This window comes from Acidovorax kalamii, assembly GCF_002245625.1.
GTDB lineage: Bacteria > Pseudomonadota > Gammaproteobacteria > Burkholderiales > Burkholderiaceae_C > Acidovorax > Acidovorax kalamii.
On the sequence record NZ_NOIG01000007.1, the window covers coordinates 1 to 26,101 of the forward strand.

Below are 26,101 nucleotides of genomic sequence, written 5' to 3' on the forward strand. Positions count from 1 at the left end.
TGGCCCCGGCGGCAGCGCCCGCTGCGGCCCCGGCTGAGGTGCCCAGGGCCAGGGCTGTGCCGTCGATGCGGCGCGGCGCGGGCAGCGGTGGGGCCAACTGCGCCGACGGCATGGCAGGCGCGGCGGGCTCGCCATGCAGGGCGCGCAGCGTGGCGTCCAGCGCGCGCACCTGGTCTGCGTACTGCGCAGCGGCGGCATCTGGCGGCAGGCGGGTGAGTGCGGCGCAGGCGCGCAGGTGCTGCGCCAGCGCCTGCAGGGCCTGGCCAAAACGCAGTTCATTGCGTTCCACCCAGGCGGCGCGCAGGCGGGCCAGGGCATGGTGCTGGGCGGGCAAGGCAGGGCTGAGCCGGTTGAACAGCGTGGGCTCCAGCACCCAGCTGGCGCCAAAGTCTTCCCAGCGCAGCGCCACGTGAGGGGCGGCCTGCCAAGCGGGCGGGAGTGGGTCGGCGGTCCAGGCCAGCACGGCGTCCACGGGCTGCCCCGTGTGGTCGGTGAACCGCAGGTGGTCGCCTTCCGGGGTCTGCAGGCTGGAGCCCAGCAGCACCTGGGCTTGTGCCTGCGGGCCGTGCAGGCCGATCACCAGGTCGCCCGGCAGGCTGGCGCGCAGCGTGTCGAAGGCGGGGCCTTGCGGGTCGATGTGGCCCTGCCACCGGAGTTCGCGCCAGCGCGCCCAGGCGGCCAGGGCCAGGCGCGGCAGCACCACGGCCAACAGCAGCAGGCCCACGTACATGCCGACCCAGCGGCTGCCAGCGGCACCGCCCATGCCTGCCGCGCTGCTTTCGCCCGCAAAGTTCTGCGTGGCCGCGATCTCTTGCAGCGTGAAGGGCGCCAGGCCCAGCAGCAGGGTCAGCGGCGCAAACAGCACCGAGACGATAGCGTGCACCTGCGTGGCGTCGAGAAAGGTGCTCTCCCAGCCAAACTGGTAGCGCACCACCAGCCCGCGCAGCAGCAGCGACAGCGCAATGCCCGCGCCCCAGGCGGCGGCGCACAGGTGCAGCACCCGCGCGGCGCGCTGCTGCAGCAGGTCGGCCGCATGGGCCCACCAGCGCTGGTGAAAGTCGGCCGCAATGCGCGCGGCCAGCCCGCGCCCCTGCTCGGCACGGCCAAAGGGATGGTGGAGGGGGCGCAGCGCCTGCCGCAGCCATGCGCCGTGCGCCTGGGGCGGGCGCATGGCGCGCCAGGCGATCAGCAGGTAGACGGCGAGGTTCCAGGCCAGCACGGTGAGCAGCGGGGGCGAGAGCAGGTCTACCCGGTGCGCGTTGCTGATGCGGTCGGTGGCCAGGCCCAGCAGCAGCGCTGCCAGCGGCAGGCCACGCGCCACCCAGGGCCCCAGCCCGCCTGTGCCGGGCTTCTGTGGGTGCAGCGCGGCCACGGTGCTGTCGCGGCCGCTGGCGTGGTCGGCGATGGTGGTGGCGCGTTCCAGCATCACCTCGGCCACCCCCACGCGGGGCAGCCCGCGCGCCCGGGCAGCAGCCATGGCGCTGCGCGTGGCGTCCTGCAGCTCCACCGCGCTGACCAGGGTGTGCCGGGCGTCGGTCTGCTCGATGGCCTGGGCCAGCAGCAGGGTGCGCAGCTGGGGCTCGGTCACGCGCATGGATGCTCCTGATTCAATAGCTATCAGCGCATGGTGGACGCGCGCAGAAGGGCATTTTTAACCTTACTTTGGCCACAGCGCCCACAGCCGCAGGTTCTGCTTGAGGCGCCCGGCAATGTCGCCCGCCTCGGGGCCCCAGCCGGTGAAGTAGTCGGCCCGCACCGCGCCCAGGATGGCGCTGCCCGTGTCCTGCGCCAGCACCATGCGGCTGAGCTGCACCTGCGGGCCGCTGGAGGCCAGCCACACGGGCGTGCCATAGGGGATGCTCTGGCGGTCCACCGCAATCGAGCGGCCGGGGGTGAGCGGCACGCCCTGTGCGCCCTTGGGGCCAAAGCTGGCATCCATGCCCACCAGGGGTTCCTCCTTGAAGAACACGTAGCGCGGGTTGGTCCACATCAGCTCGTTGGTGCGCTGGGGGTTGGCCGCCAGCCAGGCGCGGATGCCGGGCCAGGTGGCGTCGCGGGTGTAGCCCTGGTCCAGCAGCCAGCGGCCGATGCTCTGGTAAGGCTGGTCATTGGTGCCCGCGTAGGCCACGCGCACGGTGGTGGTGCTGCCGTCGGCCTCGGTGATGCGCAGGCGGCCCGAGCCCTGGATGTGCAGCACCATGGATTCCACCGGGTCGCGCAGCCAGGCGATGGCGCGGCCCGCGAGTGCGGCCTGGGCTTCGGGCAGGGTCTCGATCTGCTGGCGCGTGTACCAGGGCTTGCGTGCGCCAAAACCGGCGGGCAGGCGGTAAACAGGCACGGTGAAGCCGTTGCCGGGCTGGCGCGCGGCGTCCATCATGGGTTCGTAATAGGCGGTGAGCAGGCCCTCGGCATTGCCGTCGGTGGCCTCGACGCGGTAGGGCTGCAGGCGCGCGACGAGCCAGGCGCGCTGCTCGTCGGCGGTGGCAATGCTCAGCTGGCGCACGTCGCTGCACAGCGCGGTGAAGGGCGGTACGGGCCGCTCGCAGCTCTTGATCCACGCGTTCCAGGCTTCGTGCAGGGCGTCTTCGGTGAAGCCCGGCAGTTCGGCCCAGCGCACGGGCACCCAGCGGCTTTTGGGTTGCGCCAGCGGCGGCGGCAGCGGGCCGGTGTCGCCGGGCAGCACCACGGAGCTGGCGGGCGGCGGGGGCGGGATGGCCCCGGGGCGGGAGGGGCTTGGGGCGGGCGGCGTGGAGCAGGCGGCCAGCGTTCCTACAATCAGCGCCGTCACAACAAGGCGCAGGGGGTTCAAGGTCATGGGGCTGATTTTGCTTGAAGCGCTGCTGGCGCTGGTGCTGCTGGTGGCCATCGTCTGGTGGACCATGTTCTCGGGCCGCAAGAAGGGTGAGCTGCCAAGCGACGATGCCGATCAGCCACCCAAGTAACTCATTTATTTATAGCTACAAAGCGCCACTGGATGAGCGCAAACGGCCTGAAAAGCTCTGAGCCCGCAGTCCAGGGCCGATGAAGGTCAGCCCGCCCCCCGCAGCAGGTTGGCCAGCTCCACGGCCGACTTCACCTGCATCTTGTCGAACACGCGCGAGCGGTGCACTTCCACCGTGCGCACACTGATGTCGAGCTGGTCGGCGATCAGCTTGTTGGGCAGGCCCGCCACCACCAGGTCCATCACATCGCGTTCGCGGTCGGTCAGCTCGCCCAGGCGCACCTGCAGACCACTGCGCGCACGCAACTGGTTGAGGCGTTCGGTGGACTGGGCCAGCGCCTGCTCGATGCGGTCCACCAGCGCGTTGTCGGAGAAGGGCTTTTCGCAGAAGTCGAACGCGCCGCGCTTGACAGTGTCCACCGCCGTGGGCACGTCGGCATGGCCGGTGAGAAAAATCACCGGCATGGTGGCCAGGTCGCCGCGCGCGGCCAGCAGGTCGAACAGTGCCAGCCCGCTCATGCCGGGCATGCGCACGTCCAGCAGCAGGCAGCAGGGCTGGCGCTGGGCCGGGCGGCTTTGCAGCATGGCGTCAAAGGCTTCGGCGCTGTCGTAGGACTCGCTGGGCAGCCTGCGCGAGCGCAGCAGCCAGGCCAGGGCTTCGCGCACGCTGGCATCGTCGTCCACGATGTACACGGTGGCGTTGGTGATGGGTTCCATCAGGGTCTTGAATCAGGTTGGGACGCAGGCAGCGTAAAAGTGAACACCGTACCACGGGGCTCATTCGGTGCGAACCCGAGAAAACCGCCGTGCTGTTCGATCACCGTGCGGCACATGCTCAGGCCCAGGCCCATGCCCTCGGGGCGGGTGGTGAAGAAGGGGGTGAAGAGCTTGGCGGCCACCTCGGGCGGGATACCGGTGCCCTGGTCGGTCACGGTGAATTCGATCCAGCCGCTGGATTTGCTGGAGGCCGCGTGCCGCACCCGGATGTCGAGCACGCGGGTGCGCACGGCCGGGTCGTCCATGGCCTGCATGGCGTTGCGCGCCAGGTTCAGCAGCACCTGCTCGACCATGGTGCGGTCGCACAGCGTGGGGGACAGGCCGGGCTCCACGGTGGTGTGCACGCGCACGCCCAGCTTGCGCGCCTGCAGGCTCACCAGCGGCAGGATGGCGTCGAGCAGCTGCTGCGCGTGCACCGCCTCGCGCGCCTGGTCGCGGCGGCGCACGAAGTCGTGCACGCTCTTGATCACGCGGCCCGCGCGTTCGGCCTGGCGCGCAATCTGCCGCATGGCCATGCGCACGTCATCGAGCGCATCGGGGGTGGGCGCGGCGGCGGTCCCCGAGGAGGCAGACGCAGATGCCAGGGCGGGCGTGGCCTGCTGCTCCAGCAGGTTCAGCGAGCCGTTGGCGTAGCTGGAGATGGCGGCCAGCGGCTGGTTCAGTTCGTGGCTGAGCAGCGATGCCATCTCGCCCACTGTGGCCAGCCGGGCCGTGGCCTGCAGCCGCTCCTGTGAGGCGCGCGAGAGTTCCTCGACGCGCCGCTGCTCGCTGATGTCCAGGAAGGCGCTCATCCAGCCGGTGTGCTGGCCCTGGGCGTTGATCAGCGGCGCCTCGATGATGAGCACCGGGAAGCGCGTGCCGTCCTTGCGCATAAATTCAGACTCGAAGCCCTCGCGCGGTGGCATATAGCCCGCAAAACGGATGGCCTGGCGCTGCTGGTATTCCTCCACCCGTTCGGGCGGCCAGTAAGGCGCCGACATGCTCAGGCCCAGCAGTTCCTGCGGGCTGAAGCCCACCATCTCGCAAAAGGCCGGGTTCACATAGGTGATGCGGCCCTGCAGGTCACGTGCGCGCAGGCCGGTGACGAGCGAGTCCTCCATGGCCTTGCGAAACGCCAGCGCGTCGGCCAGGTCACGTTCGGCGCGCAGGCGGCGGCGGTTGTCGCGCACCAGCACCACCATCACCGTCACCAGCGCAATTGACATGGCAGTGACCAGTGCCGTGAGCACGTTGGGGAACACGCTGGGCGCGGTGTGCCAGCCGTCCATGCGCAGCACCAGGGTGGCGCCGGGCAGGTCCAACAGATGCTGGGCGGTGAACATGCGCGAGCCCCGGCGGGCCGCGCCCATCACGGCCAAACGGGTGCCGTCGGGTTCGGTGAACGAGGCCTCCTGGCTGCGCGTGAGGTTGTGCGCCACCAGGTTCAGCAGGATGTCCTGCAGCCCGTAGGTGGCCACCAGGAAGCCGGTAGTGCGTCCGCCAGCGGTCAGGGGCACGCACAGCTCCATCATCTCGGAGCCCAGGCCGTCACCGTGCGGCTGGAAGTAGCTGGTGGAATAGGCGGGGCTGCCCAGGCGCCGGGCGTTGGTGCAGGCGATGGTCAGGTCGGACTGGCTGCTGTCGCGCAGCCGCATGTCCCAGGCCACGGGGCGGTAGGGGGATTGCACATGGGTGCGCAGCTTCAGGTGGGCGTCGCGCCACTCGATGCGCACCAGTTCGCGGCGGATGCGCAGCAGCTCCGAGGCTTCGACCTCCCAGGCAAGCTGCCCCGGCGCATCGGCGGGCAGGGCCTGCAGGCTCTGCAGGTTGTGTGTGAGGGCGGTGCGGATGTCGGACACCGCATCGGCCGCGTCGCGCTCCAGGCGCGTCTGCACCTGGCTGGCCTCGTAGCGCCCTGCCAGCCACACCATGGTGGCCAGCATCGACACCACTAGCAGCACCAGCGCCGTCCACAGCGACCAGCGGCGCCAGGCGCCGCGCCAGCGCTGCAGCAGGGTGCGGGGGGGGCGTGGGGCGCGCGGGTCGGTCACGGCAGCACGCGGTGCGTGAGCGCGGGCAGCTGGGCGCGCACAGCGCGCAGCCGCTCGGCGTCGAGCACCCCGGCCACGGTGCCGGGGCCCTGGTCCTGCTGCGCCAGCACGGTGCCCCAGGGGTCCACCAGCATGCTGTGGCCCCAGGTGTGGCGCCCGTTCTCGTGCACGCCGCCCTGGGCGGGGGCCAGCACATAGGCCAGGTTTTCGATGGCGCGGGCGCGCAGCAGCACCTCCCAGTGCGCCTGCCCCGTGGTGTGCGTGAAGGCGCTGGGCACCAGCAGCAGGTCGGCCCCCGCGCGGGCATGGGCGCGGTACAGCTCGGGAAAGCGCAGGTCGTAGCACACCGACAGGCCCACGCGCCAGCGCCGGCCGTTGCGTGCCTGCAGGTCAAACTGCACCAGGGTGTTGCCCGCCTCGATCACGCGGCCTTCGTCGTACAGCTCGCGCCCGTTGTCGAAGTGGAACAGGTGGATCTTGTCGTAGCGCGCCACGCAGGCGCCGGTGGGGTTGAAGACCAGCGTGGTGTTGCGCACGCGATCCGGGGCGGTGGTCTGCAGCGGCAGGGTGCCGCCCACGATCCACATCTGCAGCGCGCGCGCCGTGTCGGCCAGAAAGCGCTGGATCACCCCGTCGCCGTCGGCCTCGCGCAGCGCGAGCTTGTCGGTGTCCTTGTGGCCCATCACGCAGAAGTATTCGGGCAGCACGGCCAGCTCGGCGCCGCCCTGCGCGGCTTCTTCCAGCAGTGCACGCGCCGCGCGCAGGTTGTCGTCGCGCAGGGTGCCGGACACCATCTGGATGGCGGCTACTTTCATGAGGGCTCTCCGGTCTTGGGGGGGCTGCTGCGGGGCGGGGCGTCGGTGGTGGGGTTGGCTTCGCGGCCCCGGCGCGCCACGCGCACCACGCGCGGGTCGGCCCAGGTGCCGTCCACGCGGAACTCCTGCGTGGCGGCCTCGATGAGCGGGCCGCGCAGGAACACCTGGGCCAGGAAGCTGCCCAGCCCGATCACGGGGTTGATGGCCGTGGCCACCAGCGAGGCCGTCATGGCATTGATCTCGGGCACCACCACCACGCGCAGGTCCTGGGTTTCGTGGTCGATGTTGGCGTGGCCTTCCATCAGCACGGCGGCGTTCACGCCCTTCATCTGCAGGTTGTTGGTGGTGGCCACGCCCTGCTCGATGCGCAGGTCGCCGCGCACGAAGTCGAACGCAAAACCTTCGCTGAACACGTCGCGGAAGTCGAGCGTGAGGCGGCGCGGCAGCGACTGCAGGCTCAGCACGCCCAGCAGCTTGGCCAGGCCCGGGTCGGCCTTGAGGAACTGGCCGGACTCGATGTTGAGGTTGATCTGCCCGGTCATGCTGCGGTAGTCGGGGCTGAAAGGCGCGCCGATCCAGGCCACCTGCCCCTCCATGCGGCCCTTGCCGCGCCGCACCACATTGGCCATGCCCATGCGGCCCAGCAGGTCGCCCGAGTCGCGGATATCAAGCTTGAAGTTCAGCACCGTGCGCCGCTCTGCCGCGCGCGGGGTGGCCCCTGCCGCATTGAGCACGGCCCAGTTGCCGTTGGCCGTGAGGCTGGCTTCGGGTGCGGTGATGTTGAACTTGGCGAGGCGCCACTCGCGCTGGGCGCCCTCGCCGCCCCGGTTCTGGGCCTCCATCTCGACCCGGCCCAGGCGTTTGCCGCGCAGCTCGAAGTCGTCCACCACGATGTCGAGCGCGGGCAAGGTGCCGGGCTGTTCGTCCAGCAGCGCCTCGACCTGGGTCACGTCGCTTTGTGGCATGTTCACGCGCGAGAGCCGTGCAAACAGGCGCCCGTTCGGATGGTCGGCGCTGCCCGGCTGGCGGTACTCCAGATAGCCATTGAGTTCGGTGGCGTCCAGGTTGGCGCGCCAGGTCGTACCGTCGCGCAGGGCCCCAGCCACCACGTTGTGCAGGGTGCGGCCCTGCAGCGTCAGCTCGCGCGCGCGCAGTGCCAGGGTGGTGGGCAGGTAGTCCTGCGCCATGGCTGGGCCGGAGGGGCCGGGCGTGGCGCTAGCGGCTGGGGCCGTGCGGGCGGGGGGCTCGGCCGTGGTGGCCTGCGTCAACACCGCCTCCCAGGCGTCCACATCCACCTTGCCCTGGCTGATGTTGGCGGCCACGCCCTGCACAGGCACTGGCGCTGATTCACCGCCGCTCAGCCCCAGACCAATGGCGCCGCGCAGCACGCGGGGCTGGGGGCCGCTCAGGTCACGCAGGTAGGTGGCCGAGCCCAGGGCGCCCAGGTCCAGGGTGATCTGGTCGCGCAGTGGGGGCGCGTTGTTGCCATTGCCATTGCCGTTGGCGGCCAGGCCGGTGAGGGATTCGCGCGCCACCTGGGTCTCGAAGCGCAGGGGCAGGCTGCTGTCGGCGGGTTTACCCAGCGGCGGCGGCAGCGCCAGCGCCAGGCCCTGCAGCGTGGTGCTTACCTGCAGTTCTGGCACACCCCGGCGGAACGCCAGGGCCAGGGTGTAGGGCGTGCTGCCGGTGGCACGGCGCGCCAGCTGCGCCAGCGTGCCCAGCTGCGGCGTCTGCTGCAGGCCTTCGGCGGTGGCTGTGCCCTGGGCGCGCAGCTGCACGGCCGATTCGGTGGCGGGCGCGTTGGGCGCCAGCGCCCGCATGCCGCCTTCCAGCCGCACGTTGCCGCCCAGCGCCTGGGCCTGCACGTTGGTCAGCGAGAACCCGGTTTCGCTGAACTGCACGGCACCCCGCACCCGGCTCAGCGCGGGCGTGTCGGGGGTGATGCGCAGCTCGTTGCCCGCCAGCGTGACGGTACCCTGCACCTTGGATTTGGTGATGTCGCTGATGGGCAGGGCGAGGCGCAGCTGGAAGTCGGCATTGCCGGTACCGCTGGCCTGGTCGAGCGCGTGGCCGGTCATGCCCCCCAGGGGCGAGGTGGTCATGAGCGCGAGCAGCTCGGCCAGCGGGCCACGCGCGTCGGCGTTCACGGCCACCACGGTGTGTTCCAGGTCGGGGATCTTGGCGTCCACCTTGGACAGCCGCAGGCCTTTGCTGCCCGCAAAGCTGCCGCTGGCGCCGCGCACCATCATCGAGGAACGCTCAAAGATCAGCTCGCCGCCCAGTTCCGTGAGCGCGGGCCAGGGCAGGGTGCCCGCTGGCTGGAGCGAAGAGGGCACATAGGCGTAGGTCACATCCTTGACCCGCGCGGCGATGCGGAATTCGCCCAGCTTGGGGTCGTTGAAGGGCAGGTCGTGCAGATCGCCCTTGACGCGGAACTGCACGTTGCTGGCGCTGCCTGCCACCACCGCATCGCGCACATAGTGGCGCGACTCGGCAGGGATGGACAGGGGCAGGTAGCGGTGCACGCGCGTGCCGTCGGCACGGTTGAGCGTGCCGGTGAGGTCCAGCACCCCGGGGAAGCGCGATTTGTGGGGCGCCTTGCTGGCATCGCTGGTGTGCCAGGTGGCGCGGGCCTCGCCCTGCGCATCGGCGTTGGCAAACTGCACGTCGTTGGCCTGCACGGCGATGCGGCTGCCTTCGATCTGCCAGCGCAGATCGGCGCTCAGCCGGTCCAGCGGCAGCAGCGGGTCTTCGAACACGCCCGGCAGCACCAGCGCCCCCGAGGCCATCGTGAGCGCGGCCTTGCCACCTGCCTGGGTCATGTCGATGTCCACCGTGGCGCCGCGCAGGCCCAGGTGGGTGGGTGCCGTCCCTGTGGGGGCTCCGGCCAGGGCCAGGCCCCGGATGCGGCCCTTGACCTGGTACTGCTGCAGAGCATCGAGCGGGCCCTTCCAGGTGGCCTGGATTTCATCGACCAGGCCCTCGGGGGTGTAGGTACGCACGGCATCGTGGGCCGTGGGCCCCAGGGGCAGGCGGCTGGCGATTTGTGCCAGCGCGGCCAGGTCCAGGCGGTCGGCACGGAACTCGCCCTGCTCCGGGGCCTTGCCCGTGGCCGCCGTGTGAATGAGTCGCAGGTTGCCGCCGGGCCAGGTCAGGCCGTCGTCGGTCCGGAACTGCAGGCCCTGCGTGGAGAACTCGAACCCGCCGTTCAGCCGCCGTCCGCCCAGGCGCCCCTGGACGGAGGGCAGCACCAGCGCCTGCAGGTCGGGGCTGAGGGTGGTGTTCACATCGGCCAGCGCCAGGTCGGCAGTGCCACCCACAATCTGCCCGCCCCGTACATCGGCCCATGCACGCAGCGCGCCTCGGCCCTGTGCTACTTGAATGCCCAGGTCGGCGTGGTGGCGCAGCTGCGAGACATCGACCCGCGCGAAATCGGCAAAAACCTGGCCGTTCCAGTGTTTCCAGTTGCCGTCGCCAGCGCGCAGCAGCGGCGCGCGGAACAGGCCCACCACCGTGAAGCGGTCGCCCCAGGCCGGCGGGGGGGTGGCATCCAGGCGCATGTGGTGGTGCCAGTTGCCGTTGCGCAGCACCAGGTTGACCTTCTCCAGCGCCAGCGCGGGGGCGCCGCGCTGCTCGTCGGTCCAGCGCACGGTGCCGTCCTGGATGAACACTTCGCCCTGCGAAAAAAGCCAGTCGGCCGCGTCGTTGTTGTCTCCCTGGTTCTGGGCAAACTCCAGCCCCGCCACGTAGATGCGGCCGTCGGTGGCGCGGCGCACGTCCAGCTCCGGCCCCTGCACATAGAGCTGCTCGAACCCGCCCTTGAGCAGCGAGCGGGGCGACAGCGCCACTACCACCCGGGGCAGTTGCAGGGCGGCGCGGCCCGATGCGTCCAGCAGCGCCACATCTGTCAGTTCAATCGACGGCACCAGCCCCTCGGTGCGGGCCGCGATGGCGCCGATCTGGACGGGAACCCCCAGAGCCCGTGCGGCATGCGCCTCCAGCTGTGGGCGGAAGTCCCCGATTCGCGGCACAATCCAGCCATGAAGGGCCCCCCACGCGATGGCCAGCAGCAGCCAGAAGGCCAGCAGCAACCCCAGTGACCACCGCGCAAAACCTGCCACGATTTTGAGCAGGCGTGAGGGGTGCGTGGTGGGATCGATCATGGTGGGATTGAATGTGGCAGGAATTATGACCCGCGTGCCTCACGTGGGTTCACTACAAACTCAGTACGCAGCCTCGGGCTTCCCGCGCCTTGTCCACCATGACCGCACCGTCCTCTGACCCCCGCTGCAACCAGCCCTTCCCCGAGGGGCCGCTGGCCGAACACTCGCGCTTCTACCAGCGCCTGCACCGCCGCTACGCGAACGACCTGACTTTGCTGCCGCCCGGTTTTCCGGTGTTGGCCACCATGGAGCAGGCCTACGATGCGCTGTGCGCCCGGGGCTGCGACACCGGCACTGCCCTGCGCATGTTGCGCCAGCTGGTCATGGAACGGCTCATCCGGCTCGATTGCGAGGCACAGGCCCCGCTGGCCTACATCACCCGTGCCGTGACCGAACTGGCCGAGCTGGCCCTGGACCGCGCCTGCGCCCAGGCGCGCCGCGAACTCGACGAACGCCATGGCGCGCCCTGCGGGCCGCAGGGCCAGCCCGTGCAGCTCTGGATCATCGGCATGGGCAAGCTGGGAGCCCGCGAGCTGAACGTGTCCAGCGACATCGATCTGATCTACGTGTACGAGCACGACGGCGAAACGGCGGGCGTGGAGGGTGGCCGGGGCCGCATCTCCAACCACGAATACTTTGCGCGCGCCGTCAAGGCCATCTACAGCCTGGTGGGCGACACGACCGAGCACGGGTTTGTGTTCCGTGTGGACCTGGCGCTGCGGCCCAACGGCAATTCGGGCCCGGCCTCGGTCTCGCTGGCCGCGCTGGAGGAATACCTGCAGATCCAGGGCCGGGAGTGGGAGCGGTTTGCCTGGCTCAAGAGCCGGGTGGTGGCCCCGCGCGACTGCATTGGTCGCCCCGAGGTGCAGGCGCTGCGCGGGGTGGTGCTGCCCTTTGTGTTCCGCCGCTATCTGGACTACAGCGTGTTCGATGCGCTGCGCTCCCTGCACAGCCAGATCCGCGACCATGCGTCCAAACGCAGCGCCGGGCACCCCGAGCGCGCCAACGACGTGAAGCTCTCGCGCGGCGGCATCCGCGAGATCGAGTTCACCGTGCAGCTGCTGCAGGTGGTGCGTGGTGGTCAGTTCCCCGAGCTGCGCCGCCGCCCCACGCTCGACGCCCTGCAGCGGCTCGCCCACGCAGGCCTCATGCCGCAGGCAACGGCCGACGCGCTGGCCCAGGCCTATGTGTTTTTGCGCCGGGTGGAGCATCGCATCCAGTACCTGGACGACCAGCAGACCCATGTGCTGCCCACCCGCGACGACGACCTGGCCTGGATCGCCCAGACCCTGGGCTTCAAGGACTGCTGCGCGTTCTTGCATGAGCTGGACGCCCACCGCGAGCTGGTGGCGCAAGAGTTCGACACCCTGCTGGGTGGGGCGGGCAAAAAACAGTGCAACGGTGGCGGCTGTGGTGGCCCCCGCGCCGCCGCGCCCCCACCGCCCGAGCTGGAGGCCCTGCTGGAGCAACTGCCCGGGGGCTTCCGCGAACGCGTGGCCGAATGGCGCAGCCACCCGCGCGTGGAGGGTTTGCGCGACGAGGCGCGCGCGCGGCTGTTCCGCCTGGTGCAGCGCACCGCGCAGTGGCTGAAAGAAGGCCGCGTGACCGAAGAGGCCGCTGTGCGCCTGGCCAACTGGCTGGAGCCCCTGCTGCGCCGCGAGAGCTATCTGGCGTTGCTGCTGGAGCGCCCCTCGGTGCACGAACAGCTGTTGCACCTGCTGGGCGCCGCCAAATGGCCCGCGCGCTATTTGCTGCAACACCCGGGCGTGATCGACGAACTGGTGGGTGACCACCTGCTGTCCGAGCGTTTTGTGGTGGCCGACTTCGAGCGGGAGCTGGGCATGCGCCTGGCCTCGCTGCGGTCCACTGGCGAGGACGACGACGAAACCCTGCTCAACCTGCTGCGCCGCGCGCAGCACGCCGAAACCTTCCGCACCCTGGCGCGCGATGTGGAACGCCGCATCACCGTCGAACAGGTGGCTGACGACCTCAGCGCCCTGGCCGACAGCGTGCTGCGCATCACCAGCCAGTGGTGCTGGAGCCGCCTCAAGAACCGCCACCGCGACGAACCCCAGTTCGCCATCATTGGCTACGGCAAGCTGGGCGGCAAGGAGCTGGGCTATGGCAGCGACCTCGACATCGTGTTTGTGTTCGACGACGACGATGACCGCGCGCCCGAGGTCTATGCGGCCTTTGTGCGCAAGCTCATCAACTGGCTCACCGTCAAGACTGGCGAAGGCGACCTGTACGAGATCGACACCGCACTGCGGCCCAACGGCAACTCCGGCCTGCTGGTGACGAGCTTCGAGGCCTATGCCAACTACCAGCAGCAGCGTGGCAGCAACACCGCCTGGACCTGGGAACACCAGGCCATGACACGTGCGCGGTTTGTGATGGGCAGCGAGGCCTTGCGCGAGCGCTTCGACGTCGTGCGCGAAGCCGTGATCACCTCCGCCCGCGACCCGCTGGCGTTGCAAGGCGAGATCGTGACCATGCGCGAGCGGGTACGCTCGGCCCACCCCACGCCCGCCGGGCGCTTCGATGTGAAGCACAGCCCGGGCGGTATGGTGGATGCCGAATTCGCCGTGCAGTACCTGGTGCTGTCGCAGTCGGCGGCGCACCCCGAGCTGCGCGGCAACCTGGGCAACATTGCGCTGCTGCAACGCGCCGAGCAGGTGGGCCTGCTGCCCTCCGGTGTGGGCGTGGCGGCCGCTGATGCCTACCGCGAGCTGCGCCGCGTGCAGCACGTGGCGCGTCTGGACGAAGCCCCGACCCAGGTGACCCCTCCCGCCCTGCAGGCCGAGCGCGATGCGGTGCTGGCGCTGTGGCGGGCGGTGTTTGGCGCGGAGGCATAGGGCCTTCGGGGGGCGACGGTGACAAATGGTTGCATCTTGGTGCGGCACCGCTTCATGAAAATTTCATTAATTCAAACAACTGTTTGAATTCTGGTGGTTTAATCCGGGGCCATGAGTTCCGGTGCCCTCCCTTCCATCATTCCTGCCTCCCAGCGCACGGCCCGCAGTGACGGCGAAGACACGCGCGCGCGCCTGCTGCAGGCTGCGCTGCAGCTCTTTTCTGAAAAGGGGTTTGCCCAGACTTCCGTGCGGGCCATCGCCCAGGCGGCGGGCACCAATGTGGCGGCCATTGCCTACCACTTTGGCGACAAGGCGCAGCTCTACACCGCCACGTTCTACGAGCCCTTTGGCAGCGGCAGTGACCTGATCCCGGTGTTTGCCGACCCGGCGCTGGATCTGGCGGGTGCGCTGCGCCAGTACTTCGCAGGCTTTCTGGAGCCGCTCAAGCACGATGACCTGGTGACCCAGTCGCTGCGCCTGCATGTGCGCGAGCTGCTGGACCCCACCCATGTCTGGCCCGAACTCATCGAACGCGAGTGCCGTGCCCCCCACATGGCACTCATCCAGGTCCTGTGCCGACACATGGGTGTCTCGGTGGTGGACGACGATATGCACCGCCTCGCCTTCTCTCTGGCGGGTCTGATCATGCAGCTGTGGACACAGCGCGACCCCTTGCAGGCCATTGCCCCCCAGCTGGCGATAGCGGCGGCGGTGGACCAGTGGGTGGAGCGGCTCACCGGCTACGCATTGAGCATGGTGCACGGGGAAATCACGCGGCGGAAGGCCACACAAGGGCCTGCGCGCCACGCTTCCAGGACTTCGCACAAAAAGGAATCCAACGCATGACATTGAGCACGACCTTGCGCACCCGCCAATGGGCGTGGGCGGCCTGGGCTGTCTGGATGCCCCTGGCCCTGGGCGCCTGCGCAACCACCGCGCCGCCTGCCCAGGTGCCTGCAGCACCTCCGGCGGGCTGGCAGGCCCCGCTGCCGCACCAGGGCTCGCTGGGTGATATGGCCCGCTGGTGGACCCAACTGCAAGACCCCCTGCTGGTCGAGCTGATCGACGCCGCCCAGGCCGTGAGCCCCGGCATTGCCCAGGCCCAGGCGCGCCTGGTGCAGGCCCGCGCCACGCAGGTCAGCAGCCGCGCCGCGCTGCTGCCGTCGCTGGATGCGCAGGCGAGCGCGAGCCGGGGCTTGAATGAGCAACTGGCACGCGTAGCCACCACGGCGCAGGCTGGGCTGCAGGCGAGCTGGGAGATCGATCTGTTCGGAGCAAACCGGGCCACCAGGACCGCCGCCGACGAGCGGCTGGCGGGCGCGCAGGCGCTGTGGCACGAAGCCCGCGTGAGCGTGGCGGCCGAGGTGGCGCTGCAGACCAGCAGCCTGCGCACCTGCCTGGCGCAGCTGCAGGTGGCCGAGCGCGATGCGCAGTCGCGCGGCGAGACCGCGCGCCTCTCCGATCTGAGCGAGCGTGCGGGTTTCACAGCGCCTGCCACGGCGGCCCTGGCCCGCGCCAGTGCGGCCGAGGCCCAGGCCCGCGCGTCGCAGCAGCGCATGCTGTGCGATGTGGACGTGAAGACCCTGGTGGCGCTCACGGGCTGGGAGGAACCCACCCTGCGTACCCGCCTGGCCGCGCCCGTGGCGGCAGCGCCCGACACTCTGTTTGCGATTGCCGCATTGCCCGCCCAGGTGCTGGCCCAGCGCCCCGACGTGTACAACGCCGAGCGCGAAGTGGCCGCCGCCAGTGCCGAGGTGGGCAGCGCGCAGGCGCAGCGCTACCCACGCCTGTCGCTGAGTGGCTCGGTAGGCAGCGCCTGGGTGCGCGCCAACGGCGTGACGACCGACCTGAACACCTGGACCATCGGCCCGCTGGCGCTGAGCGTGCCCCTGTTTGACGGCGGCCGCCGTGCCGCGCTGACCGATGCCGCGCAGGCCCGCTACGACGAGGCCGCCACGCTGTACCGCGCCAAGGTGCGCCAGGCCGTGAGCGAGGTGGAGCAGGCACTGGTGCGGCTGCAGAGCACGGCCGAGCGCAACGCGAGCGCGCGCACGGCGGCCGAGGGCTACCGCGCCTCGTTCGACGCGACCGAGGCGCGCTGGCGCGGTGGACTGGCCAGCCTGGTGGAGCTGGAGGACGCGCGGCGCACTGCGCTCGCTGCCGAGAATGCCCTGGTTGCTTTGCAGCACGAGCGCCAGGCCGCCTGGATTGCGCTGTACCGCGCTGCGGGCGGAGGCTGGGACGGTTCAGCGGCCGTCGCCTCCGCCGCCCCCTCTGCGGCAGCCACCGCTGCACGCTGAACCAAACCCCGGGGGCCAGGCCGATCGCCGGCCTCCATTTCCTGACACCGACTGGATGAACGGATAGACAACATGCCAACGCAACGCTTTCAATTTTCTGCCACTGCCTTCGCCGTGATCACCGCCTGTGTGCTGGCCACGGGGGGCGCCCTGGTGTACTCCGGCGCATCGCGCGCAGCCGACGAACCCAAGGCGGGCCAGCCTCGCCCCGCGCTCACGGTGAGCACGGCCCAGCCGCAGCGCACCGCCGTGCCCGTGCGTCTGGCCGCCAACGGCAATGTGGCCGCGTGGCAGGAGGCCAGCATCGGCGCCGAGAGCAATGGCCTGCGCCTGACCGATGTGCGTGTGAACGTGGGCGACGTGGTCAAGGCCGGCCAGGTGCTGGCCACCTTCTCGGCCGAGACGGTGCAGGCCGATGTGGCGCAGGTGCGCGCCAGCCTGCTCGAAGCCCAGGCCAACGCAGCCGAGGCTGCCGCCAACGCCGACCGGGCCCGCGCGCTGCAGGCCACGGGCGCATTGAGCCAGCAGCAGATCCAGCAGTTCACCACGGCCGAGAAGACGGCCCAGGCGCGGGTGGAGGCGGCCCAGGCCACCCTCAACGCACAGCAGCTGCGGCTGAAGTACACCCAGGTCGTGGCGCCCGACAGCGGCGTGATCTCGGCGCGCACGGCCACGGTGGGCGCGGTGGTGGGGGCGGGCACCGAGCTGTTCCGCATGGTGCGCAAGGGCCGCCTGGAGTGGCGCGCCGAAGTCACCTCCACCGAGCTGCGCCGCATTGCGCCCGGTGCCAAGGTCAGCGTGACGGCGGCCAGCGGCGCAACGGCCGAAGGCACGGTGCGCATGGTCGCGCCCACGGTGGACCCGCAGACGCGCAACGCCTTGGTCTACGTCGATCTGCCCGCCAACGCCGACTTCCGTGCGGGCATGTTTGCGCGCGGCGAATTTGCGCTGGGCAACAGCGATGCCCTCACCGTGCCGCAAGAGGCGCTGGTCGTGCGCGATGGCTTCTCGTACGTGTTTGTGGTGGGCCCCGAACAGCGCGTGCAGCAGCGCAAGGTGCAGGCAGGCCGCCGCGTGGCCGACCGCGTGGAAGTGCTCACGGGCCTGGACGCCAATGCCTCAGTGGCCGTGCGCGGGGCGGGTTTCCTCAACGACGGCGATCTGGTGCGCGTGGCCGCAGCCCCTGCAACCCCCGGTGCGCCCCTGCAGACGTCCGCCGTGGGAGATTTAAAGCAAAAACAGCCTTCACCGCGCGATGGTAAAGCGCTGAATGCTATCAATTGAGGAGTATCAGGATGAATCTATCCACCTGGTCCATCAAGAACCCGATACCGGCGCTGATGCTGTTTGTGCTGCTGACCTTCGGCGGCCTGCTGTCCTTCAATGCCATGAAGGTGCAGAACTTCCCGGACATCGACCTGCCCACCATCTCGGTGACCGTGGCGCTGCCGGGCGCATCGCCCGCGCAGCTCGAAAACGACGTGGCGCGCAAGATCGAGAACAGCATCGCCACGCTGCAGGGCCTCAAGCACATCTACACCAAGGTGCAGGATGGCGGGGCCACCATCACCGCCGAGTTCCGCCTGGAGAAGCCCACGCAGGAGGCGCTGGACGATGTGCGCTCGGCCGTGGCGCGTGTGCGTGGCGAGCTGCCCGGCGATGTGCGCGACCCCATCGTGACCAAGATGGATCTGGCCGCGCAGCCCGTGCTGGCGTTCACCATCGCCTCGACGCGCATGGACGACGAGGCGCTGTCCTGGTTTGTGGACGATGCCGTGGCCAAGAAGTTGCTCACGGTGCGCGGCGTGGGCGCGGTCAACCGCGTGGGCGGTGTGCAGCGCGAGGTGCATGTGGCGCTCGACCCGGTCAAGCTGCAGGCCCTGGGCGCCACGGCCGCTGATGTGTCGCGCCAGCTGCGCCAGGTGCAGACCGAAAGCGCTGGCGGCCGCACCGACCTGGGCGGCAGCGAGCAGCCCGTGCGCACGCTGGCCACCGTGCAGTCGGCGCAAGAATTGGCGGGCCTCACGCTGGCCTTGTCCGACGGGCGGCATATCCGTCTGGACCAGGTCGCCACGGTGTCCGACACCATTGCCGAGCCGCGTGCGCTGGCGCTGCTCAACGGCAAGCCGGTAGTGGGCTTTGAGGTGGCGCGCAGCAAGGGCGCGAGCGAGGTCGAGGTGGGCGCCGCCGTGCAGGCGGCGCTGCAGGAGATGCGCGCGCAGCACCCCGATCTGGAGATCACCGAGGCCTTCAACTTCGTGTTGCCGGTGCAGGAGGAATACGACGGCTCCATGCACCTGCTGTACGAAGGCGCGCTGCTGGCCGTGCTGGTGGTGTGGCTCTTTCTGCGCGACTGGCGCGCGACCTTTGTCTCGGCCGTGGCGCTGCCGCTGTCGGTGATACCGGCGTTCATTGGCATGCATCTGCTGGGTTTTTCCATCAACGTGATCACGCTGCTGGCGATGTCGCTGGTGGTGGGCATCCTGGTGGACGACGCCATCGTGGAGGTGGAGAACATCGTGCGCCACCTGCGCATGGGCAAGACGCCCTACCAGGCGGCCATGGAAGCCGCCGACGAAATTGGCCTGGCCGTGGTGGCCACCACCTTCACGCTGATTGCGGTGTTTTTGCCCACCGCGTTCATGAGCGGCATTGCGGGCAAGTTCTTCAAGCAGTTTGGCTGGACGGCGTCGCTCGCGGTGTTTGCCAGCCTGGTGGTGGCGCGCCTGCTCACGCCCATGATGGCGGCCTACATCCTCAAGCCCATCGTGGGCGACCACAAGGACCCGCGCTGGATGACGACCTATCTGCGCTGGGCGGCCTGGTGCATCAAGCACCGCTGGATCACCTTCCTGGGCACGGCGGCGTTCTTCATCGGCTCGCTGGCGCTGATCCCGCTGCTGCCCACGGGCTTCATCCCGCCGGACGACAACTCGCAGACCCAGGTGTACCTGGAGCTGCCACCCGGCGCCACGCTGGCGCGGACGCGTGCTGCGGCCGAGGATGCGCGTGAGCGCATCGCCAAGGTGGACCACGTGAAGAGCGTCTACACCACCATTGGCGGTGGCACGGCCGGGGGCGACCCGTTCATGGGCAGTGCCAACGCCGAGACGCGCAAGGCCACGCTCACCATCCTGCTGGCCGAGCGCGGCGACCGCCCGCGCAAGCAGGGCATCGAGAACCAGATCCGCGCTGCGCTGGAAACCTTGCCCGGTGTGCGCAGCAAGGTGGGCCTGGGCGGCTCGGGCGAGAAGTACGTGCTGGTGCTCACCGGCGACGACCCGCAGGCGCTGACCACGGCCGCACTCGCGGTCGAGAAGGACCTGCGCACCATCCCCGGCCTGGGCAGCGTGTCGTCCACTGCCAGCCTGGTGCGGTCCGAGATCGCCGTGCGCCCCGACTTCGCGCGCGCCGCCGACCTGGGCGTGACCAGCAGCGCGATTGCCGAGACGCTGCGCATCGCCACCGTGGGTGACTACGACGTGTCGCTGCCCAAGCTCAACCTCGCCTCGCGCCAGGTGCCCATCGTGGTCAAGCTGCGAGACGAGGCGCGCAAGGACCTCGCGCTGCTGGAGCGCCTGCCGGTGCAGGGCAGCAAGGGCCCGGTCATGCTGGGCCAGGTGGCCACGCTGGAGTTCAGCGGCGGCCCGGCCGTGGTGGACCGCTACGACCGTGCGCGCAACGTGAACTTCGAGATCGAACTCTCGGGCCAGCCCCTGGGCGATGTGACCAAGGCCGTCGCGGCCCTGCCCTCCATCCAGAACCTGCCGCCGGGCGTGCGCCAGATCACGATTGGCGATGCGGAGATGATGGGCGAGCTGTTTGCGAGCTTCGGCCTGGCCATGCTCACCGGCGTGCTCTGCATCTACATCGTGCTGGTGCTGCTGTTCAAGGACTTCCTGCACCCGGTCACCATCCTGGCGGCGCTGCCGCTGTCGCTGGGGGGCGCGTTTGTGGGCCTGCTGGTGGCGCAAAAGAGCTTCTCGATGCCCTCGCTCATCGGGCTCATCATGCTCATGGGCATTGCCACCAAGAACTCCATCCTGCTGGTGGAGTACGCCATCCTGGCGCGGCGCGAGCACGGCATGACGCGCTTCGAGGCGCTCATCGACGCCTGCCACAAGCGCGCGCGGCCCATCATCATGACCACGCTGGCCATGGGCGCGGGCATGCTGCCAATCGCCATCGGTTTTGGCGCGGCGGATGCGAGCTTCCGCTCGCCCATGGCGGTGGCGGTGATCGGGGGGCTCATCACCTCCACGCTGCTGAGCCTGCTGGTGATTCCGCCGGTATTCACCAGCGTGGACGACCTGGGCCAGTGGTTCGGGCGCATGCTGCGCCGGTTGCGGGGGCTGCACCCGGTGCGTGCGCCAGCCGAAGCCCTGCCGTCCACGCCACCTGCAGCGCATTGACCACCTGCCAGGCCGTGAGGGCCTGGCGGCGAGCTGGGGGTTTCGTCGGCTGAAAAGCCGGGAAATCACCCGGCAGGCAAAGGGTTTGGCGGGGGCAGGGCGTTAGATAATGTAACGAGCACCATGAACCTCGTCAGCCTCAACATCGAATCCATCCAGCTCGGCCACCCGCTGCCTTTTGTGCTGCGGGGCTCCGACGGTGTCCTGCTGGCCCAAAAAGGCTACGTGATCCGCACCCGCGAGGAACTGGCCAAGATGGTGGCCCGGGGGCGCCAGCTGTGTGTGGACACCGACGAGTCGGGCGAAAGCCACCGCGCTTACCTGGCCCAGCTGCAGCGCATGCTGATCGCCGACACCAACCTGGGCGAGATCGCATCGATGAAGATGAAGGCCGCCGAGGAGACCGCGAGCCGGGCCCGCGCCGCGGCAGCCCGGGCCCAGGCGGACTGGCCCGAACTGCAACTGCGCGCCACGCAGCTGCTGCGTTCGCCCTCGCCCAGCGACTTTGGCGGGCGTTTCCAGGCGCTGCACGACGAACTGGTGCGCCACTGCGAGCAGACACCCGATGCCACCCTGCTGGCGCTGATCTACCTGTCGGCCCAGGAAACCCGCATGTACAGCGCCACGCATTCGATGCTGGTGAGCTGCGTGTGCATGGTGGTGGCGCGTGAGATGCTGCGCTGGCCCGCAGGCCGAGTGCAGCAGGTGGGGCATGCGGCCCTCAGCATGAACATCGCCATGACCGAGCTGCAGGACCAGCTGGCCCAGCAAACCCACCCGCTGACCGCCGCCCAGATTGCGGCAGTGGAGGACCATGCCGCGCGCTCCGAGGCGCTGCTGCGCCACCTGGGCGTGGCCGACCCCGTGTGGCTGGAGGCCGTGCGCTGCCACCACCACCGCACGCCCGGCCCGCTGGACAAGAAAACCGAGGCCCAGCAGATGGCGCGCCTGGTGCAGCGTGCCGACATCTTTGGCGCCCGCCTGGCGCCCCGCGCCGCCCGCTGGCCCATGCCCGTCACGGCGGCCATGCAGGCCAGCTACTACGATGAAGAGCAGCAGGCCGACGAAGCCGGTGCGGCACTGGTCAAGACCCTGGGGGTGTACCCGCCGGGCGCCTTTGTGCGGCTGGCGAGCCGCGAGGTGGGCGTGGTGATCCGCCGGGGCACCACGGCCACCACGCCCAAGGTGGCCGTGGTGACCAACCGCGACGGCATGCCCACCGGCGAGCCCATCCCGCGCGACACGGGCATGCCGCCCTGGAAGGTCACCGGCGTGGTGGCTTTCAAGGATGTGCGCGTCAAGCTGTCGCTGGACCGCCTGCTGCAGATGGTCTGACCCCTGGCCATGCCCCGGGTGTGCGGGGTGTGGCCAGCCGTTTCTCCCCTCCTTCCCCTTTTTTTCTCTGCCCTGCCTGCCGGCCCTGTGCGCCCTGCGGGCATGGCCTGCGTGCGCCTGCCTGACCGCGGGCAGTTCGGCGGGCAGGCCCGCCCATGCCGCCATGTCGGAAATCTGAATCCAAACGCTGTGATGCTGCGTATACCGTTCAGTACAAATAAAAACTCATGTGGACAAAAAATAATGAAGCGGTTAAATTGCCTCCATCGCCCGCTTGCCGCCGCACACACCATGAACACACTGTCTCGCTGTTTCCCTCTGGCCGCCCTGATGGCGGCGGGGCTGTTGCTGTCGCCCGCCGCCCAGGCGGCCGATGCGCCCGCCAATTGCCCGGCCACGCTGCAGCACAGCTTTCCGCGCCTGCAGGACGAAAAGCCCCAGTCGCTGTGCCAGTACAGCGGAAAAGTGGTGCTGGTGGTCAACACGGCCAGCTTCTGCGGCTTTACCGGCCAGTACAAGGGGCTGGAGGAGCTGTATGCGCGCTACAAGGACAAGGGCCTGGTGGTGCTGGGCTTCCCATCCAACGACTTTGCCCAGGAAAAAGGCAGCAACAAGGAAATCGCGGACTTCTGCGAAAACACCTTCGGGGTGAAGTTCCCCATGTTCGCCAAGAGCAGCGTGAAGGGCCCCGAGGCTTCGCCGCTGTTCCAGCAGCTGGCACAGCTGTCGGGCACCGCGCCACGCTGGAACTTTCACAAGTACCTGCTGGGGCGTGACGGCCAGGTGGTGGACAACTATTCCAGCCTGACCAGCCCCGACAACAAGGGCCTGGTGCGGGCCATCGAACAGCAACTGGCCCGGCCCGTCCCCCGGTGAGCGCCATGGTTTCTTTACGTTTCTTTAAAAAAAATCCGGGCGGGCCCTGGAACTTCGCGGAAATGGCACCACTCTATCCATTGCGCAAGACGATTGCGCGGCGTACAGTTTTAACGTTGCGAAGCCTTTCGGGCCCCTGGGTTCCGACTGACCTCCTGGAGCGCTTCTCCTCCCTCCCTCTCTTATTCGTTTCGGGACGCTTCGCAACCTTTTTATTCCAGGCGCCGGCCAGAGGGGGCCGGCCATGAAAATCGCCATCATCGGCTCCGGCATCTCCGGGCTGTCGGTCGCGCACCAGTTGCGCGGCCAGGCGGACATCACACTCTTTGAGGCGGGCGACTACTTCGGCGGTCACACCCACACGGTGGATGTGACGCTGCCCGACGCCTCGGGCACCCCCGTCACCCATGGCGTGGACACCGGCTTTCTGGTGTTCAACGAGCGCACCTACCCCCATCTCATCCGCCTGCTGGCCGAGCTGGGCGTGGAGACGGCCAAATCCGACATGTCGTTTTCGGTGCAGGTGCCCGCGGCCCTCGGCGGTGGCCGCGCGCTGGAGTGGAGTGGCACCAACCTCAGCACCGTGTTTGCCCAGCGCTCCAATCTGGTCAACCCGCGCTTTCTGGGCATGCTGCGCGACCTGCTGCGTTTCAACAAGCTTTGCACGCGCATTGCCGAAAAGCAGGCCGAGGCCGCGCTGATGCAGCCGCTGGGCGACTTCCTGCGCGAGCACCGCTTTGGCGACGCGTTCCGTGACTGGTACTTCCTGCCCATGCTGGGCTGCATCTGGAGCTGCCCCACCGACCAGATGCTGAAGTTCCCCGTGGCCACCATGATCCGCTTCTGCCACAACCACGGCCTGATCCAGGTGAGCAACCGCCCCCAGTGGTGGACGGTGTCCGGTGGCGCACGCCACTATGTGGACAAGATCGTCGCGGGCATTGCCGACAAGCGCCTGAACACCCCCGTGCGCCGCATCGAACGCGACGCCGCCGGTGTGCGCGTGGTGACTGCAGACCGCACAGAACACTTCGACAAGGTGGTGCTGGCCACGCACTCCGACCAGTCGCTCGCGCTGCTGGCCCAGCCCACCAGTCAGGAGCGCGCGGTGCTCGGCGCCATCCGCTACCAGGCCAACCGCGCCGTGCTGCACACCGATACGTCTGTGCTGCCCCAGCGCCGCGCCGCCTGGGCCGCCTGGAACTACGAGCGCGCCCAGCAGCGCAGCCGCGAGTCGGCCCGCGTGTGCCTGCACTACCTCATCAACCAGCTGCAGCCCGTGCCGTTTGCGCAACCCGTGGTCGTGTCGCTGAACCCGGTGCGCGACATTGCGCCCGAGCATGTGATCGGCGGCTACGAATACGCCCATCCGGTGTTCGACATGGCCGCCATCCGTGCCCAGCAGCAGGTGGGCAAGCTGCAAGGGCAGCAGCACACCTGGTTCTGTGGCGCCTGGACGGGCTATGGCTTCCATGAAGACGGCCTGAAATCCGGGTTGGCGGTGGCCGAGCAATTGCGGGCGGCCCTGCCCGCTCCCCTGGCGGAGGCCGCGTGAGCCACGCCCCGGCCCCCACCGCAGCGCCCCTCATCGGCTTCGGCCAAGTGCGCCACACGCGGCTGCGGCCCCGGCGGCATGCATTTGCCTACCCCACGTTTTTTCTGATGCTGCCGATGCGCAGCCTGTCGGGCGCGGAGACGCCCCTGGCCGTGAACCGCAGCGGTGCCATCAGCTTCCATGACGTGGACCACGGCGACGGCCGCAGCGCCGCGCAGGGCGGTGCGCTGGCCTGGCTGGACGAGCTTCTGCACACCGAAGGCATCACCGACGCCACGGGCGAGGTCTGGCTGCACTGCTACCCGCGTGTGCTGGGCTACACCTTCAAGCCCGTGAGCTTCTGGTATTGCCACCGCGCGGACGGCCCCCTGCGTGCCATCGTGGTGGAGGTCAACAACACCTTCGGCGAGCGCCATTGCTACCTGCTGGATGCGCCGCAGTACGGCGTGGAACAGCAGGCACGCAAGGTGTTCCATGTGTCGCCGTTCTGCGCGGTGAGTGGCGGCTACCGCTTTCGCTTCATGCGCACCGAGGCCAGCGCGCAGGATGCAGGCCGCACCGTGGTGCGCATCGACCACGACGACGACACAGGCCCGCTCATCCAGACCAGCGTGAGCGGCACCCTGCAGGCCATCACCGCACAGACCCTGCGCCAGGCACTCTGGGGCTACCCCGCGATGACGCTCGCCATCATTGCCCGCATCCACTGGCACGCGCTGCAGCTGTGGCTCAAGCGCGTGCGTTTCCACCGCAAGCCCGAGGCGCCTGCATCCATCGTGACCCGCTGAATTCCATGACGAACGAGAACGCCGCCATGAACTCCACCACCGCCCCCCGCACCGCTCTGGCCTTGCCTGCAGGCACACCGGCTGCCGCCCGCACGGCGCTCAAGCTGCTGCAGCGCCTGCAGCACGGCCACCTCACGGTGCAGCTGCCCGACGGCACCTTGCAGCATTTCGGCCATGGTGAGGGCCCCTCGGCCGCGATCACGCTCAAGAACTGGAACGTGTGCAGCGCCGCGCTCAAGTCCGGCGACATCGGCTTTGCTGAGAGCTACATCGCGGGCGACTGGACCACGCCGCACCTCACCGACCTGCTCAAGCTCTTCATCGCCAACCGCCAGCAGGTGGAAGGCGTGATCTATGGCACCTGGGCGGGCCGGCTGCTGTACCGCATCAAGCACCTGCTCAACCGCAACACCCGCGCCAACAGCCAGAAAAACATCCACGCCCACTACGACCTGGGCAACGCGTTCTACGAACTCTGGCTGGACGACACGATGAACTATTCGTCCGCCTGGTTTGAGGGCGATGCGGGCGGCGACATGCGCAAGGCCCAGCACGCCAAGGTGCGCCGCGCGCTGCGCATGGCGGGGGTGGAACCAGGCTCGCGGGTGCTGGAGATCGGCTGCGGCTGGGGTGCGCTGGCCGAGATGGCGACGGTCGAATTTGGCGCGAATCTGACGGGGGTGACGCTCTCCACCGAGCAGCTCGCATTCGCGCAAAAGCGCATGGCCCAGCAGGGGGTGGCTGAGCGTGCTGACCTGCGCCTGCAGGACTACCGCGACATCCAGGACGGCCCGTACGACGCCATCTGCTCCATCGAGATGGTCGAGGCCGTGGGCCGCGAATACTGGCCCACCTACTTCCAGTCGGTGAACCGCCTGCTCAAGCCCGGTGGCAAGGCCTGCATCCAGAGCATCGTGATCGACGACAGCCTGTTCGAGCGCTACATCAGCTCCACCGACTTCATCCAGCAATACATCTTCCCCGGCGGATGCCTGCCCTGCCCGCGCGAGTTCCGCCGCGAGGCCGAAGCGGCGGGCCTGCGCGTGGTGGATGAATTTGCGTTTGGCCAGGACTATGCCGAAACCCTCAAACGCTGGCGCGAGCGTTTTCTGGCGCAGCGCGCGCAGATCCTGCAGCTGGGGTTTGACGAGCGTTTCATGCACATCTGGGAGTTCTACCTCGCCTACTGCGAGGCCGCGTTTGCGATGCGCAACATCGACCTGGTGCAGTACACGCTGGTGAAAGCATGAATGC

The 26,101-nt window shown here is 69.2% G+C and carries 17 protein-coding genes; 11 read left to right on the plus strand and 6 right to left on the minus strand.

Annotation, left to right across the window (positions count from 1 at the left end; all coding sequences use genetic code 11):
- Both CBY09_RS11030 and mltA read right to left on the minus strand, forming a co-directional pair.
- Positions 1–1,594 (minus strand): DUF2868 domain-containing protein (locus CBY09_RS11030; RefSeq protein WP_094289465.1); only part of this gene is annotated, 1,594 nt, incomplete at its 3' end.
- A gap of 63 nt (positions 1,595–1,657) precedes the next feature.
- Positions 1,658–2,866, minus strand: coding sequence for a murein transglycosylase A (gene mltA / locus CBY09_RS11035; RefSeq protein WP_420807448.1), 1,209 nt, complete (start codon positions 2,864–2,866; stop codon positions 1,658–1,660).
- On the opposite strand from mltA, the gene CBY09_RS24295 reads away from it, so the two are divergent.
- Entirely contained in the window at positions 2,814–2,942 is a 129-nt protein-coding gene (locus CBY09_RS24295; protein WP_420807449.1) for a hypothetical protein, read from the plus strand. The two genes, mltA and CBY09_RS24295, sit on opposite strands and share 53 nt — an antisense overlap.
- 86 nt (positions 2,943–3,028) lie before the next feature.
- On the opposite strand, the gene CBY09_RS11040 is transcribed toward CBY09_RS24295, so the two are convergent.
- Genes CBY09_RS11040 through CBY09_RS11055 form a run of 4 tightly spaced genes read right to left on the minus strand, consistent with a single transcriptional unit; the run spans position 3,029 to position 10,726 of the window.
- A complete protein-coding gene (locus CBY09_RS11040; protein WP_094289469.1) occupies positions 3,029–3,658 on the minus strand; it encodes a response regulator transcription factor in 630 nt (209 codons plus the stop codon).
- Positions 3,658–5,748, minus strand: coding sequence for a two-component system sensor histidine kinase NtrB (locus CBY09_RS11045; protein WP_094289471.1), 2,091 nt, complete (start codon positions 5,746–5,748; stop codon positions 3,658–3,660). Before CBY09_RS11045 ends, CBY09_RS11040 begins: the two co-directional genes overlap by 1 nt.
- Complete coding sequence (locus tag CBY09_RS11050; RefSeq protein ID WP_094289473.1) at positions 5,745–6,563, minus strand: carbon-nitrogen hydrolase family protein; 819 nt, start codon at positions 6,561–6,563, stop codon at positions 5,745–5,747. The genes CBY09_RS11045 and CBY09_RS11050 overlap by 4 nt, the downstream gene beginning before the upstream one ends.
- Positions 6,560–10,726, minus strand: coding sequence for a YhdP family protein (locus tag CBY09_RS11055; protein WP_094289475.1), 4,167 nt, complete (start codon positions 10,724–10,726; stop codon positions 6,560–6,562). Before CBY09_RS11055 ends, CBY09_RS11050 begins: the two co-directional genes overlap by 4 nt.
- A gap of 98 nt (positions 10,727–10,824) precedes the next feature.
- Between CBY09_RS11055 and glnE the strand changes: the two genes are divergently transcribed.
- The 10 genes from glnE to CBY09_RS11105 all read left to right on the plus strand — a co-directional run bounded on the left by glnE (position 10,825) and on the right by CBY09_RS11105 (position 26,097).
- Complete coding sequence (gene glnE / locus CBY09_RS11060) at positions 10,825–13,581, plus strand: bifunctional [glutamate--ammonia ligase]-adenylyl-L-tyrosine phosphorylase/[glutamate--ammonia-ligase] adenylyltransferase (RefSeq protein WP_094289477.1); 2,757 nt, start codon at positions 10,825–10,827, stop codon at positions 13,579–13,581.
- Positions 13,582–13,692: 111 nt separating this feature from the next.
- Complete coding sequence (locus tag CBY09_RS11065) at positions 13,693–14,427, plus strand: TetR/AcrR family transcriptional regulator (protein WP_094289479.1); 735 nt, start codon at positions 13,693–13,695, stop codon at positions 14,425–14,427.
- 56 nt (positions 14,428–14,483) lie between these two features.
- Positions 14,484–15,881 (plus strand): efflux transporter outer membrane subunit, encoded by a 1,398-nt coding sequence (locus tag CBY09_RS11070; RefSeq protein WP_420807450.1) that lies wholly within the window; start codon positions 14,484–14,486, stop codon positions 15,879–15,881.
- A 72-nt stretch (positions 15,882–15,953) separates the two neighbouring features.
- Positions 15,954–17,165: an efflux RND transporter periplasmic adaptor subunit gene (locus CBY09_RS11075; protein ID WP_240515682.1), complete on the plus strand. Its 1,212-nt coding sequence runs from the start codon at positions 15,954–15,956 to the stop codon at positions 17,163–17,165.
- 11 nt (positions 17,166–17,176) lie between these two features.
- Entirely contained in the window at positions 17,177–20,293 is a 3,117-nt protein-coding gene (locus CBY09_RS11080) for an efflux RND transporter permease subunit (RefSeq protein ID WP_094289483.1), read from the plus strand.
- A gap of 123 nt (positions 20,294–20,416) precedes the next feature.
- On the plus strand, positions 20,417–21,628 hold the full coding sequence (locus tag CBY09_RS11085; protein WP_094289485.1) for an HD-GYP domain-containing protein: 1,212 nt from the start codon (positions 20,417–20,419) through the stop codon (positions 21,626–21,628).
- Positions 21,629–21,919: 291 nt separating this feature from the next.
- Positions 21,920–22,504, plus strand: a complete 585-nt coding sequence (locus tag CBY09_RS11090) for a glutathione peroxidase (protein ID WP_094289487.1) — start codon at positions 21,920–21,922, stop codon at positions 22,502–22,504.
- 244 nt (positions 22,505–22,748) lie between these two features.
- Entirely contained in the window at positions 22,749–24,059 is a 1,311-nt protein-coding gene (locus tag CBY09_RS11095; protein WP_094289489.1) for an NAD(P)/FAD-dependent oxidoreductase, read from the plus strand.
- Positions 24,056–24,847, plus strand: a complete 792-nt coding sequence (locus CBY09_RS11100) for a DUF1365 domain-containing protein (RefSeq protein WP_094289491.1) — start codon at positions 24,056–24,058, stop codon at positions 24,845–24,847. Before CBY09_RS11095 ends, CBY09_RS11100 begins: the two co-directional genes overlap by 4 nt.
- A 26-nt stretch (positions 24,848–24,873) precedes the next feature.
- Complete coding sequence (locus CBY09_RS11105; protein ID WP_094289625.1) at positions 24,874–26,097, plus strand: SAM-dependent methyltransferase; 1,224 nt, start codon at positions 24,874–24,876, stop codon at positions 26,095–26,097.
- The last annotated feature ends 4 nt before the right edge of the window (positions 26,098–26,101 follow it).